Annotated in this window: 12 protein-coding genes; 2 read left to right on the top strand and 10 right to left on the bottom strand. The window is 50.0% G+C overall.

Annotated elements, in window-relative coordinates; translation table 11 throughout:
• Positions 1 to 107: 107 nt before the first annotated feature.
• The 8 genes from pyrF to Q4579_RS10175 all read right to left on the bottom strand — a co-directional run bounded on the left by pyrF (position 108) and on the right by Q4579_RS10175 (position 8,170).
• A complete protein-coding gene (gene pyrF, locus Q4579_RS10210) occupies positions 108 to 806 on the bottom strand; it encodes an orotidine-5'-phosphate decarboxylase (RefSeq protein WP_303563745.1) in 699 nt (232 codons plus the stop codon).
• A gap of 95 nt (positions 807 to 901) precedes the next feature.
• Positions 902 to 2,071: a lipopolysaccharide assembly protein LapB gene (lapB, locus tag Q4579_RS10205; RefSeq protein ID WP_303563744.1), complete on the bottom strand. Its 1,170-nt coding sequence runs from the start codon at positions 2,069 to 2,071 to the stop codon at positions 902 to 904.
• 7 nt (positions 2,072 to 2,078) lie between these two features.
• On the bottom strand, positions 2,079 to 2,366 hold the full coding sequence (locus tag Q4579_RS10200) for a LapA family protein (protein WP_303563742.1): 288 nt from the start codon (positions 2,364 to 2,366) through the stop codon (positions 2,079 to 2,081).
• 129 nt (positions 2,367 to 2,495) lie between these two features.
• The gene (gene ihfB, locus Q4579_RS10195) at positions 2,496 to 2,786 is read right to left on the bottom strand and encodes an integration host factor subunit beta (RefSeq protein ID WP_211645577.1); all 291 of its coding nucleotides are present in this window, start codon (positions 2,784 to 2,786) and stop codon (positions 2,496 to 2,498) included.
• A gap of 74 nt (positions 2,787 to 2,860) precedes the next feature.
• A complete protein-coding gene (gene rpsA, locus Q4579_RS10190) occupies positions 2,861 to 4,531 on the bottom strand; it encodes a 30S ribosomal protein S1 (protein ID WP_303563738.1) in 1,671 nt (556 codons plus the stop codon).
• 93 nt (positions 4,532 to 4,624) lie between these two features.
• Positions 4,625 to 5,317: a (d)CMP kinase gene (gene cmk, locus Q4579_RS10185; protein WP_303563737.1), complete on the bottom strand. Its 693-nt coding sequence runs from the start codon at positions 5,315 to 5,317 to the stop codon at positions 4,625 to 4,627.
• Between the two features lie 135 nt (positions 5,318 to 5,452).
• The gene (gene aroA, locus Q4579_RS10180) at positions 5,453 to 6,754 is read right to left on the bottom strand and encodes a 3-phosphoshikimate 1-carboxyvinyltransferase (RefSeq protein WP_303563734.1); all 1,302 of its coding nucleotides are present in this window, start codon (positions 6,752 to 6,754) and stop codon (positions 5,453 to 5,455) included.
• A 162-nt stretch (positions 6,755 to 6,916) separates the two neighbouring features.
• Positions 6,917 to 8,170, bottom strand: a complete 1,254-nt coding sequence (locus Q4579_RS10175; RefSeq protein WP_303563733.1) for a DUF5666 domain-containing protein — start codon at positions 8,168 to 8,170, stop codon at positions 6,917 to 6,919.
• Between the two features lie 95 nt (positions 8,171 to 8,265).
• On the opposite strand from Q4579_RS10175, the gene Q4579_RS10170 reads away from it, so the two are divergent.
• Positions 8,266 to 8,934, top strand: coding sequence for a response regulator transcription factor (locus tag Q4579_RS10170; protein WP_303563731.1), 669 nt, complete (start codon positions 8,266 to 8,268; stop codon positions 8,932 to 8,934).
• Entirely contained in the window at positions 8,906 to 10,147 is a 1,242-nt protein-coding gene (locus Q4579_RS10165; RefSeq protein ID WP_303563729.1) for a HAMP domain-containing sensor histidine kinase, read from the top strand. The genes Q4579_RS10170 and Q4579_RS10165 overlap by 29 nt, the downstream gene beginning before the upstream one ends.
• A gap of 225 nt (positions 10,148 to 10,372) precedes the next feature.
• Here Q4579_RS10165 and serC read toward each other — a convergent pair whose 3' ends face one another.
• Both serC and gyrA read right to left on the bottom strand, forming a co-directional pair.
• Positions 10,373 to 11,455, bottom strand: coding sequence for a 3-phosphoserine/phosphohydroxythreonine transaminase (serC, locus tag Q4579_RS10160; protein WP_303563727.1), 1,083 nt, complete (start codon positions 11,453 to 11,455; stop codon positions 10,373 to 10,375).
• A 237-nt stretch (positions 11,456 to 11,692) separates the two neighbouring features.
• Positions 11,693 to 14,335: a DNA topoisomerase (ATP-hydrolyzing) subunit A gene (gene gyrA / locus Q4579_RS10155; RefSeq protein WP_303563726.1), complete on the bottom strand. Its 2,643-nt coding sequence runs from the start codon at positions 14,333 to 14,335 to the stop codon at positions 11,693 to 11,695.
• Positions 14,336 to 14,398: the final 63 nt, after the last annotated feature.

The following is a 14,398-nucleotide window of genomic DNA, read 5'->3' as shown; positions in this document are numbered from 1 at the left end:
ATTGTGTTGTTTTTACAGGGGAATCATCTTAAGAGTGTAAGAAAGAACCGGACAAGATGTCAGAAATATTGCCCCCGGCAGCGCGGGAGCAATATGAGGAGAAAGGATTAAGCCTGAAGGGTGCGATTGATGTCAGCCAGAACTGCCGCCGGATCATCAGCTTGGGTGATCGGGCGACCGATGACCAGATAGTCAGATCCCGCTTTGACTGCATCAACTGGCGTCATCACACGGCGCTGATCGCCCGCGGCACTGCCAGCCGGACGGATACCCGGTGTCACCAACTTGAAGTCAGCACCCAGATTTGATTTCAGCAGCGTTGCTTCCTGCGCTGAACAGACCACACCATCCAGCCCGCTGTTTTTCGTCAGTGTTGCCAGGCTCAGCACATGCGCCTGAGGTTCACGGGTAATCCCGACACCAGCCAAATCCTGGGCTTCCATACTGGTCAGCACGGTCACGCCGATCAGTAATGGGCGATCTTTCCCGTATGGTTCCAAAATTTCACGGGAAGCGGTCATCATGCGCTCTCCACCACTGGCATGTACATTCACCATCCAGACCCCCAGCTCAGCTGCAGCTCTCACTGCACGCGAGCAAGTATTTGGGATATCGTGAAATTTCAGATCCAGAAAGACAGAATGACCTTTGTCGTGCAGGTTTCGAACAATATCCGGCCCAAACAGCGTAAACATTTCTTTGCCTACTTTCAGGCGGCAACTACCCGGCTCAATGCGATCCACAAACGCCAGCGCTTCATCCTGCGTCGGATAATCCAATGCCACAATCACTTTTGGGTCTAACATGCTCTCTCCTAGACTTCACTTACTCAGATTACACTCAAAAGAAAGGGCCAGCACCAGCGGTGATCAGCCCTTTGAGAATGTTACAACAATTCATTTTATTCCCCATCCAGTCCGCGAATGGGTTTTACAGCCCCCCAGCCTTTACAGGATGGGCATTGCCAATATAAAGAGTGGCTTTCAAAGCCACATTTACCGCAGCGGTAATGAGGCTTCATCTTCAGTTGCTCCCCAACCAAACCACGCAAGGTCGACAAGCTTTCTTTCGCCCGGCCCTCTTCAGCTTCATCCAGATGATAATCCATCAGTTGATAAAAGCCTTTCATGGTTGGATTCTTGACCAACTGACGGGTCATAAAGGTTTGTGCCATCACAGCGCCCTCATGACGGGCGATTTCATCTGCCAGCATCAGTTCGGCGGTTGCCCCGGCATGACTGTCGACACAATGACGGAGATATTTCACCCAACCCGCTTCATTCTGCGTTGCTTCATAGCACTCCAGTAACATGGGCAAGGTTTCACTGATGTAATCCACATCCTGCTCTGCCACCCGCTCCAACTGTTGTGCAGCAGATTTATAATTTTTTTCTGCCATCAGCACTCTCGCCATGCTAATTGAAGCCCGAACACAGTGCTTATCGGCTGACAGTGCTTTTTTCAGGAACTGTTTGGCCTTCTCCGGGTTCTGCGAACTTAATTCCAGCATGGCCTGCTCACACCAGAAATGAGCGATATCATGACGTAGCTTATGTTTACCCATTTTGACCAGTTGCGTTGCCATGTCGATGGCGCGGTCCCACTCGCGTGTCTGCTGATAAATCGTTAACAATTGCTGAAGAGCGCCTTCACGGTGATCCGGCTCATCCAGCAACTGCTCAAAAATTTTTTCTGCCCGATCGAAGAAACCGGCAACCATGTAGTCTTTTGCAAGCTGCTGTAAAGCCAGATTCCGCTGGTCAATGGTCAGGTTCGGTCGGGCAATTAAGTTTTGGTGAATGCGAATTGCGCGATCAACTTCGCCCCGGCTTCGGAACAAATTCCCCAGGGCAAGGTGTGTATCTATCGTTTCACTATCGACCTGTAATAACTCAATAAACAGATCAACAGCTTTATCAGACTGATCGGACAGCAGCAGGTTCAGACCAGTCACATATTGGCGTGACATATGGTGCGATTTTTCCTGCCGCTTATTACTCGCGCTTCTGTTCCCCATATACCAGCCGTAAGCAGCGGCAATTGGCAGCAACAGAAACAACAGCTCTAGCATGAAATAATTATTCCTTGGCTGTCTCTGCAGAACGCAGTTGCTCTAATTCTTTTTCCTGCTTGGCGATGCGTTTCGTTAAGCTTTTTTTCGAAAGACGCGCTTTCAGGTACATCGAACCACAAATCAGCCACCCAATGGCAAAACCTGTCCCGAAGGTCACCCCTAAAAGCGTTGAAAGCTGAAATTGTCCCTTCGCAATCAGAAAATCGAAGTCAACCATTACCTGATTCTGAGCACCTAATGCCAGTGTGATCAAAAAACACACTATCAAGATAAGAATGCCTACTATTTTCATCGTGAATCCTCTCACTAGATCAAAAACTTGATGAATAGATTATGCAGTAAAACGACTCATCAGACCATGATCAACAGGCATAAAAAAACGGCATACTCAGAGCATGCCGTTTTCTTGTGCAACTAACGATTAACCTGCATTCAGTGAATTCACACGATCACGTAATTCTTTGCCCGGTTTAAAGTGAGGAACGTACTTGCCGTCCAATTCCACTTTATCGCCGGTTTTCGGATTACGACCAACGCGTGGCGCACGGTAATGCAGAGAGAAACTACCAAAGCCACGGATCTCAATGCGGTCCCCTTCAGCCAGGGTTGTGGCCATATGCTCAAGGATTTCCTTGATCGCATCTTCTACTTGTTTCGCAGAAAGATGAGTTTGTTGGCTGCACAGCCTTTCGATCAATTCAGACTTTGTCATAATCACCCCGTTTTTTAGTATGTTTCTCAGTAGTATAACCGTTAAGGGGGAAAATACTTCCCCCTTGGGGCAAATTATTCGCCTTTCGCTGCTTTGAAAGCGTCAGCCATAGCATTACCGAATGCAGATTCTTCCTGCTGGTTCAGGCTAGCCATTGCTTCTTGCTCTTCGTCTTCGTCTTTCGCACGTACAGACAGGTTGATCACGCGGTTCTTACGGTCAACACCGGTGAACTTCGCTTCAACTGCGTCACCTTCAGACAGGATCAGCGTTGCGTCTTCTACGCGGTCACGAGAAGCTTCAGAAGCACGCAGGTAACCTTCTACGCCTTCAGCCAGTTCAATGGTTGCACCTTTCGCGTCAACGGTAACAACTTTACCGTTTACCAGAGAACCTTTCTTGTTCAGAGCTACAAAGCTGTTGAACGGATCTTCTTCGATCTGCTTGATACCCAGAGAGATGCGCTCACGCTCAGCGTCAACAGCCAGAACAACTGCAGAGATTTCGTCGCCTTTCTTGAAGTCACGAACTGCGTCTTCGCCTGCAACATTCCAAGAAATGTCAGACAGGTGAACCAGACCGTCGATGCCGCCGTCCAGACCGATGAAGATACCGAAGTCAGTGATAGACTTGATCTTACCAGTGACACGGTCGCCTTTCGCTTGTGCTTCAGCGAACTGCTGCCAAGGGTTAGCTTTACATTGCTTCAGACCCAGGCTGATGCGACGACGCTCTTCGTCGATGTCCAGAACCATCACTTCAACTTCGTCACCCACGTTAACCACTTTAGATGGGTGGATGTTCTTGTTGGTCCAGTCCATTTCAGACACGTGTACCAGACCTTCAACGCCTTCTTCGATTTCAACGAAGCAGCCGTAGTCAGTCAGGTTCGTTACGCGGCCAGACAGCTTAGTGCCTTCTGGGTAACGCTTAGCGATAGCAACCCATGGATCTTCACCCAGTTGCTTCAGACCCAGAGATACGCGAGTACGCTCACGGTCGAACTTCAGAACTTTAACGTTGATTTCGTCACCAACATTAACGATTTCTGATGGATGCTTCACGCGCTTCCAAGCCATGTCAGTGATGTGCAGCAGGCCGTCAACACCGCCCAGATCTACGAATGCACCGTAGTCAGTCAGGTTCTTAACGATACCTTTCACTTCCATGCCTTCTTGCAGAGAAGCCAGCAGCTCATCACGCTCAACGCTGTTTTCAGATTCGATCACAGCACGACGAGAAACAACAACGTTGTTGCGCTTCTGGTCCAGCTTGATAACTTTGAACTCTAGCTCTTTGCCTTCCAGGTGAGCAGTGTCACGTACTGGACGAACGTCAACCAGAGAACCTGGCAGGAACGCGCGAATACCGTTCAGCTCAACAGTGAAACCACCTTTCACTTTACCGTTGATGATACCCATAACGGTTTCAGCATCTTCGTAAGCTTTTTCCAGCTGGATCCAAGCTTCGTGACGTTTCGCTTTCTCACGAGAAAGTTGAGTTTCACCGAAACCGTCTTCGATCGCGTCCAGAGCTACGTCAACTTCACCGCCAACTTCGATTTCCAGCTCGCCAGCAGCGTTTTTGAACTGCTCAGCAGGAATAGCGGATTCAGATTTCAGGCCAGCGTCAACCAGAACGAAACCGTTCTCGATTGAAACTACAGTACCTTTAACGATCGCACCAGGGCGTGTTTCGATTTCTTTCAGAGACTCTTCAAAGAGTTGAGCAAAAGATTCAGTCATTTAAATAATCTTCAGTAGATAAACAACCATGGGTATCCTACCGCATGGGGTTGATAAAAAAGTCAGTTATCGTTCCTTGACACCGACATACCATCACGCAGATTTCTCTGCCGATAATTTCTCTTCAATATGAGCCAGGGCCTGTTCGGTGACCTGCTCAATCGACAGATGCGTAGAGTCTAGCACTAATGCATCTGCTGCGGGACGTAATGGCGCAACAGCTCGGTTGCGGTCGCGATCATCACGCTCCTGAATTTCGCTTAAAAGACTATCAAAGTTAACACTTAAGCCTTTTTGTTGCAACTGGTTCATGCGACGTTTCGCACGCTCCTCAGCGCTGGCGTCCAGAAAGATTTTCACTTCTGCATTCGGGAAAACCACGGTGCCCATATCACGGCCATCGGCAACCAGACCCGGTTCACCATTAAAGGCGCGCTGACGACGGAGCAAGGCTTCACGAACGCGCGGCAATGCTGCAACCTTGGAGGCAGCATTGCCCACTTCTTCGGTACGCAGGGTCGAAGACACGTCCTCTCCCTCGAGAATCACTTTGACCAGATCACCTTCAGCAAGAAACTGCACATCCAGATGAGCGGCCAGCGGAACCAATGCTTCTTCAGAATCCTGTTCTACACCATGATGAATTGCTGCCAGTGCCAACACGCGGTAGATGGCACCAGAATCCAGTAAATTCCAGCCCAGTTTTTCTGCCAACAGCATGCAAAGTGTTCCTTTCCCGGCTCCACTTGGCCCATCAACAGTGATCACTGGTGCGTTTGTAGACATAGAATTCTCCGAAATTGTTTAACCTTCAGCAAGGTTGCTGATTCAACGCGGGCCGTATTATACGGCAAATTTGACTCAGAGGCACTTCAAGAGGGGGAAAAAATTCACCCGACATTCAGCCGGGTGACAGATATATCACACAGAGGTCCGGGATGAATGGCTCAGCGAAGCCAGCTTTTCAAAATAATCCGGGAAAGTTTTCGAAGTACATTTCGGATCATTAATTGTCACAGGTGTTTCTTCACTCAGAGCAACCAGCGAGAAACACATCGCCATCCGGTGGTCGTCATATGTGTCAATCGCGGCATGAATCAGCTGCGCCGGAGGGGTAATCACAATGTAATCCTCCCCTTCTTCAACCGTTGCACCAACTTTTCGTAATTCTGTTGCCATCGCAGACAGGCGGTCGGTTTCTTTCACACGCCAGTTGTACACGTTGCGAATGGCTGTCGTGCCTTCCGCAAACAGCGCCGTTGTTGCAATCGTCATGGCTGCATCCGGAATATGGTTAAAATCCATATCCACACCACGCAGGACACCACGACGGGCAATCACGTAATCGTCGCCCCATTCAATCTCGGCACCCATAGCAGCCAGCGCTTCAGCAAACTGGGTATCGCCCTGAATACTGGATTTGCCAATGCCGGTGACTTTCACTTCACCGCCTTTGATCGCAGCCGCGGCAAGGAAGTAAGATGCAGAGGATGCGTCGCCTTCCACCAGAAAATCACCCGGTGACTGATATTGCTGCCCACCTTTCACAATAAAGCGCTGATACTGATCGTTTTCCACCTGAACACCAAACTGTGCCATGATGTGCAGTGTGATATCAATGTACGGCTTCGAAACCAGCTCACCTTTAATCTGAATCACTGTATCCTCTGCGGCCAGTGGTGCACTCATCAGAAACGCAGTCAGAAACTGGCTGGAGATAGAGCCGTCAATCTCGACCTTGCCACCTTTCAGGCCTGTGCCTTTGATCGATAAAGGTGGAAAGCCTGGATTTTCCAGGTAACTGATTTCAGCTCCGGCACTTTGCAGTGCATCCACCAGATGACCAATCGGACGCTCTTTCATCCGTGGCTCACCGGTCAGTACATACTCACCTTCACCCAGACACAAAGCTGCAGCCAAAGGACGCATGGCTGTACCGGCATTTCCTAAAAACAGTTCAAGCACCTGTGTGGTGCGAAAAGCCTGGCCAAGCCCCTGAACTTCACAAACCGTTTTATCTTCAGAAAGCTGGTAATGAACACCCAGTTGCGTCAGTGCATTCAGCATGTGGCGAATATCGTCACTGTGGAGCAAGTTTGTCAGACGTGTTGTGCCTTTCGCCAGTGCGGCCAGCAATAAAGCACGGTTGGAAACACTTTTCGATCCCGGCAGATTTACTTCGCCGTCAATACGCTGAATTGGCTGTAAGGTTAAACTCTCCATTCGATGTTTTTCTGTCCTGTTGTCTTTGCGTTTTTGCAGAGTAACGAATAATTCATACTGATACTAGAGTCTGTTGACCGAAAACGCATCATCCCTCGTCAGGCGATGTCTGACGGGGGATGTTCAACTGCAAATGAGGTGTTTTACCCGAATTGTTCTGGCTTAATCGTCCAGATGACATTGGCTCAGAAGTAAGCCATCCAGCCGGCATTCCACGTCAACCCACTGACCTTCGTAAACGCTCAGGGAAGCATCTGCTGCACGATATCCCCAGATATGATTATCCGTGACCAAACCTTCCAGACTGACTTCTGATTCCTGAATTTCAGGCTCGATTTCCCGAACCAGAAACAGGCCCTCGACTTTACTGCCTTCAAGTTCGACCCATTGTCCATCCAGAGTAGTCTGCGTGAGGCCATCCTCCAGACGTACATTCTGGCTCAGCGTCAGCACAATGCCATTGATCGACAGTGTTTCATCCACATACCGGGCCTGGCCTTCAATGCTGAACGGCTTCGCCTGAACCGCTTCGGCAGCGGATTCAAACTCAACTTCCTCAGCAAACAACTGTGCGTTCTGGCTGAAGACATCAACGTCAACAGTACGGCCTGTCGTCAGATCAGCCTGAGTCCCATCTTCGTAACGGGTATTCGGGGTGAGTGTGATGAGTGTGCGACTGTTCAATTCCAGCGTTGTTTTTTCCTGATTGATGAAAGTAATCACGCCTTCAAGCGATTTGCCGTCAAAATCAGTCTCATCTTCAACATCAACCTCTGACGCCTGAAAAACACCATTGATAAAAGCTCCTGTAACTTCCACCCAGTTCCCTTGTTGCAAAGGTTCATCGTCCAGAACAGCCCCACTGAAGTCTACCGTTGTGCTGTTGATCACCAGTGTTTTGGTGGCTGTGTCCAACTGACTGATGCGACCTTCAACTTCACTGATGGCGTTCGTCTCAACCGGTTGAATGGCGGTCAGACGAAGATTGCCATCTGCCTGCGGTTGACCAAAAATAAGCACAAAGTCCCGAACCTGCGCCGTGGTTGTCACTTCATTCAACGGAAAGGTCTGGCCGTTTACAGACAGCGACGTGGCATCAACTGTGGCGACTTCCCCACTCAGCATCGGCTCGAGTTCTATCTCGCTCACGCGGCCCTTCTCACTGTCAATCTCAACCAGCATGCCAGCGACCACATCCGTCAGTTGCAATGGCTGGTCTTGGTAACTGACTTGCGCTGTGGCAGCATCCAGCGCACGTCCCTGAATATGGATGGTCTGCCTGTCTGCCTGAACACGCTCCACCAGACCCACGACAGTGCCTGTATATGCCTGTGACGTGTCTGCAGCGTCATTCCCATCGCTGCCACAAGCGCTCAAAAGTCCTGCCAGCACGGCCATCGTCATGATTTTTTTCATTGTTTCGAAACCTTCTGTTCGCATTCGTTGTGAATACCGCATAAGGTATGCAATACAATGTGAAGCGTTCGTGAAGAAGTCTCAACGGGGGCACAATGCAAGTTCTGATAGTTGAAGATAACCCTAAAATTTCAGAAACGATTGCGGATTATCTTGAGTTGGAAGGAATGGAATCCGACTTTGCTTTTCATGGTGAAGCTGCGCTGGCACTCGTCGCTGAAAACCATTATGACGTCATTATCATGGACATTATGATGCCAAGAACCGATGGCATTACAACGGTGTATAAGCTACGGCAGGAACTGTTTTGCAATACGCCAATCCTTTTTTTAACAGCGAAAGATGGTCTCGACAGTAAAGTCGCTGCGTTCAACGCTGGCGGGGACGACTACCTGCTCAAGCCTTTTGCAATGGAAGAATTGACGCTGAGGCTTCGCGCGCTCGCCAGTCGCGGACCCAGACAAGACCTCGGGACGCTGAATTATGCAGACATCACGTTAAATCCCCAGACTGAAGAAGTGACCCGTGCCGGACAACCCATCAAACTGAGCCGGATTCAGTTCAAAATCTTGCAGTTACTCATGCGTCACGCGCCTGCGATTGTCAGCCGGCAAGAAGTCATTGAGACCGTCTGGGGCGACGATGTTCCACCCAGTGATGCCTTACGCAGTCATGTTTATGGCTTACGGAGCGCACTCGACAAAGATTTCGACACCAGCAGATTAGAGACGATTCATGGTAAAGGCTACCGACTCAAAGGTTAAGCAGACCTTCCCCAGTATTTATCGAAAACTCAGGCTGAGTTTTGTACTCCTCACGCTGGCTATGTTCGGGCTGTTCTGGTCGGTGATTTATATTGCCGAAAATCAGCTGGAAATCATCAGCCTGCATCACTGGCTGGATACAGAAGCCAATCGATATGCCAGCGACTATCCTCAGCTGGGGATCGCAACGCCACTACCCAATCCGACTGAGTTTTCCAGTTACTGGAGTGAGGCGAATCTGCCCGACTGGCTGACGTCCTATACGGAACCCGGATTTTACGAGCATTTACTCGGTATAGAAGACAAGCACTTCACTGTGATCCACCACCCGTCCGGACAAGGTCTGTTCTATATCGTCTTTCAGGATGATGCCGATGATTATCTGGATGACTATGAGGCCAATCTGCATCACATCACCCTGATTCTGGGAGCCGCTATGACGCTGGCCATGATTCTATATGGGGTGTATCTGGTCCGGACCTTATCGCAGCCTTTGGCAAGGATTCAGCAAAAAATCAGCCGTATGCCCCCGGATCAGCCCTTATTTGAAGTTGACACCGCGTTTCAGGAAACCCGTGCAATTGAGCAAAGCCTGCGTGACAGTAAATTGAATATTGCGCGATATTTTCAGCGTGAGCAGGATTTCAGCCGCTTCGCCTCCCATGAGCTGCGGACGCCGATTATGGTGATCAAAGGCTCCGCCGATATTCTGCAAAAAGTGCCTGATCAACCGCGCATCGCTGTCAAAGCCATCGGTCGGTTGCAACAGGCCAGCCAGGAAATGACACTGCTGACAGAAACCTTCCTGCTGTTGGGCCGGGAACACATCGATCGCAGCTTTTACGCCGCATGCCCTCTCGCAGATATTCTTGAGCACCAACTGGAAGAACTGTCGCCACTTTTTGCCCGTCAGGACACCAGCTATCATCTGACGTTATCACATCCCGGAACAATCAAGGCTCCGGAGAGCTTTGTGAGCATTATCATCAATAACCTGATCAAGAACGCATTCAGCTACAGTATCGATGCCATTCAAATCAGTCTGAACGCGAACCATTTAATGATCGCGAATCATCATGATGGTCATGATACCGACAATGCCGGGTATGGCTGCGGCCTGGTGATTGTTGAGCGGATCTGTGAGCGGATGCATTGGATGTACACAGTCCATGATGACGGGCAGACGTTTACCACCTCACTGGTGTTCAGCTAATACCAATCAAAGTAAGTCAGTGATCAGAAATAGCGCAGGAAAAATGTTTGAGAACAAGGCGGATTTTTTGGATAAGTCCTGACTCTACAATCAAAAAATCTAACGCAGTGATCGAGCATTTGAACAAGCTAAGATGACCCATGATTTACTGCGATTGGTGTAAAGCGCCCGGGAAGAAAAAAGCCGTCGATTCGACGGCTTTTGACAGGGTTACAGTGAATCAACTCAGGCGTTTTCACGCTCGAATGTGGTCATAAAATCAACCAGCGCCTGTACACCTTCAATTGGCATCGCATTATAAATGGAGGCACGCATACCGCCGACCGCACGATGGCCTGCCAGCGCTTTCAAACCCGCAGCATCAGCCTGCTGCAGGAATGCTTTATCCAGTTCTGCGTTCTTCAGTTGAAATGGCACATTCATCAGGGAACGGTTGTCCGGATGAACGTCATTGCGATAGAAGTCTGACTGGTCAATAAAGTCATACAGCACTTTCGCTTTCGCTTCGTTACGCGCCTGCATCGCTTCCACACCGCCAATCCCCTTGAGCCATTTGAAGACTTCACCGGATAAATACCAGGCAAAAGTCGGCGGGGTGTTGAACATTGATTCTTTCTCTGCCAGCACCTGATAATCCAAAATACTTGGCACTAGCTGTTGCGCCCGACCAAGCAGATCGTCACGCACAATCACAAGCGTCAAACCGGCCGGACCAATGTTCTTCTGAGCACCAGCATAAATCAGACCATACTGCGACACATCGATGGTGCGGGACAGAATCGTCGAAGACATGTCGGCGATGATTGGTTTGTCTGTTTGTGGCAGATCACGAATCTCAATGCCATCAATGGTTTCATTCGGGCAGAAATGTACATAGGCTGCATCCTCGGACAGTGACCACTCTCTGGCAGGCAGGACTGCTTTTTTACCGTCACGCTCGCATGTCACAGACACCACATTCGGCTGGCAATATTTCTGAGCTTCTTCGATTGCGCTGTGCGCCCAGTAGCCGCCATCAATGTAATCCGCTGTGGCAGCATCGCCCAGTAAATTCATCGGTATGGCCGCAAATTGTGCCCGTGCACCGCCATGGCAAAACAGCACATGATAATTATCTGGGATCCCAAGCAGATCACGCAGATCACGTTCAGATTGTTCCGCTACTGCAATAAAGTCTTGGCTTCGATGGCTGATCTCCATCACTGAAGTACCCAGACCATTCCAGTTCACCAGTTCCTGTTGTACCTTTTCCAGCACTTCTGTCGGCATCATCGCCGGGCCAGCACAAAAGTTATAGACTTTATCCATGATGAGAAACATGCTCCTGCTTTGCAAAAATGACATTGTTGGAAGACTAGCACAGTCAACCCAACGACCTTCGTCCTGTTTTTTTACACCTTTCGCTATCAGCTGAAAACCTTTTTCGTCAGGTAAACCCTAAAAAATATGACAGTCGCTGCATCAGGCTGCGAAACGCCGGATTTTGCTAAAAAAATGTAAAAAAAACGCAGCTCTCAGGCTGCGTTTCAAGGATGTTTGCAAAGATTAATCTTCGCTGCTTTCTTCTGTGTCGTTTTCCGCAGCCGGTGGCGTTTCACCGGTTTCAGTCGTGTCTGACACTTCGGCGGCAACTTCACCTTCCAGAAGTAAATCTTCCTCTTCAGGCTCTTCGATGCGCTGAAGGCCAACAACCTGCTCATCTTCAGCCGTTCGAATCAAGGTCACACCCTGAGTGTTTCGGCCAACACGGCTGACTTCAGCAACCCGGGTCCGAACCAGGGTACCCGCATTGGTGATCATCATGAACTCATCACCGTCCTGCACCTGAACAGCACCGACCACAGCGCCATTTCGTTCAGAAACCTTGATCGACACAACACCCTGAGTCGCACGGCTCTTCGCCGGGTACTCTTCCAGGCTGGTGCGCTTCCCGTAACCGTTTTCGGTGACGGTCAGAACATCGCCCTCATTGTGCGGTACGATCAGAGAGACGACTTTGTCATCTTCTGCCAGCTTGATCCCGCGGACACCCGCAGCAGTACGGCCCATACCACGGACCTGTCCTTCAGAGAAGCGAACCACTTTACCTGCTGCAGAGAACAGCATGATGTCGTTATCGTTGTCTGTGATGTCCACACCAATCAGCGAATCACCTTCACGCAGATTCACGGCAATAATACCGGCGCTGCGCGGACGACTGAAATCAGTCAGCGGCGTTTTCTTCACCGTACCGTCAGCCGTTGCCATGAAGATGAACTTATCTGCTTCGTATTCTTTCACAGGCAGAATCGCGGTAATCCGCTCATTCTCTTCCAGTGGCAGAATGTTGACGATTGGCTTACCACGCGCAGTACGGCTGGCTTGCGGCAACTGGTACACTTTCAGCCAGTACATCCGGCCGCGGCTTGAGAAGCACAGAATCGTATCGTGAGTATTAGCGACCAGCAGACGCTCAATGAAGTCTTCATCCTTCATCCGGGTTGCTGCACGGCCTTTACCGCCACGACGCTGAGCTTCGTACTCAGTCAGCAGCTGATATTTCACGTAACCGTGATGCGACAGCGTCACCACAACATCTTCCTGGCTGATCAGATCTTCCAGATCGATATCATGACTTGCTGCAGTAATTTCAGTCCGGCGCGCATCATTGAACTGCTCTTTCACCAGTTCCAGTTCTTCGCGAATGACTTCCATCAGACGCTCAGCACTGCTCAGGATCAGCATCAGTTCTTCAATCTGCGCCAGCAGACCTTTGTACTCGTCCAGAATCTTCTCGTGTTCCAGACCTGTCAGTTTGTGCAAACGCAGATCCAGGATGGCCTGAGCCTGCTGTTCCGTCAGGTAATACTGACCATCTCGCACACCCAGCTCTTCACCCAGCCATTCCGGACGCGCTGCATCCACACCGGCACGTTCCAGCATTGCGGCAACGTTCCCCAGTGCCCATGGACGAGCCAGCAGACCTTCACGGGCAATCTGAGGCGTTGCAGCCTGACGGATCAGGTCAATGATCTCGTCAATATTTGCCAGAGCAATCGCCAGACCTTCCAGAATATGCGCACGCTCACGGGCTTTACGCAATTCATAGATAGTCCGGCGGGTGACCACTTCACGACGGTGGTTGATGAAGCTTTCCAGCATCTCTTTCAGGTTAAACAGTTTCGGCTGACCATTTTTGTCCAGCGCGACCATGTTAATCCCGAAAGTGGTTTGCAGTTGCGTTTGCGCATACAGGTTGTTCAGAACAACTTCGCCCACAGCGTCACGGCGGCATTCAATAACAATGCGCATGCCGTCTTTGTCAGACTCATCACGCAGGGCACTGATGCCTTCAACTTTCTTCTCTTTTACCAGCTCAGCAATCTTTTCGATCAAACGCGCTTTGTTGACCTGGTAAGGAATCTCAGTCACGACAATGGTTTCTTTACCATTCTTGTCGGTTTCGATGTCCGCTTTCGAGCGCATGTAAACTTTACCACGACCCGTTTTATAAGCGTCCACAATCCCTTTACGGCCACTGATCAGTGCTGCCGTCGGGAAATCCGGGCCCGGAATATAATCCAGCAATTGATCAATGGTGATTTGATCGTTGTCCATATATGCCAGACAGCCGTCAATCACTTCGCCCAGGTTATGAGGCGGAATATTGGTTGCCATCCCCACCGCAATACCAGACGCGCCGTTCACCAGCAGGTTTGGAATCTTGGTTGGCAGCACCGCAGGAATACGTTCGGTACCGTCGTAGTTGTCAACATAGTCGACTGTTTCTTTATCCAGATCGGCCAGCAGCTCGTGGGCAATCTTAGACATCCGAACTTCGGTATAACGCATTGCCGCCGCGGAGTCGCCGTCAATCGAACCAAAGTTACCCTGGCCGTCGACCAGCATATAACGAAGGGAGAAAGGCTGCGCCATACGCACAATGGTGTCGTATACCGCACTATCACCATGAGGGTGATATTTACCGATCACGTCGCCCACTACACGGGCAGATTTTTTGTATGGTTTATTCCAGTCATTGCCCAGTACATTCATCGCGAATAGTACGCGGCGATGCACCGGCTTCAGGCCATCACGCACATCAGGAAGAGCACGACCCACGATGACGGACATCGCGTAGTCGAGATATGAGCCTTTCAGCTCCTCTTCAATGTTTACCGGCGTGATCTCTTTTGCAAGATCGCTCATGGAGCCACTATCCCTCAGGTAATTTCTGTCGTATTTTTATACGTGCAAGGTGCGGGAATATAG

Source organism: Photobacterium sp. 1_MG-2023 (assembly GCF_030547945.1).
Classification (GTDB): domain Bacteria; phylum Pseudomonadota; class Gammaproteobacteria; order Enterobacterales; family Vibrionaceae; genus Photobacterium.
Note: the sequence above shows the minus strand (reverse complement) of the source record. Positions and strands in the feature narration are given on the sequence as shown.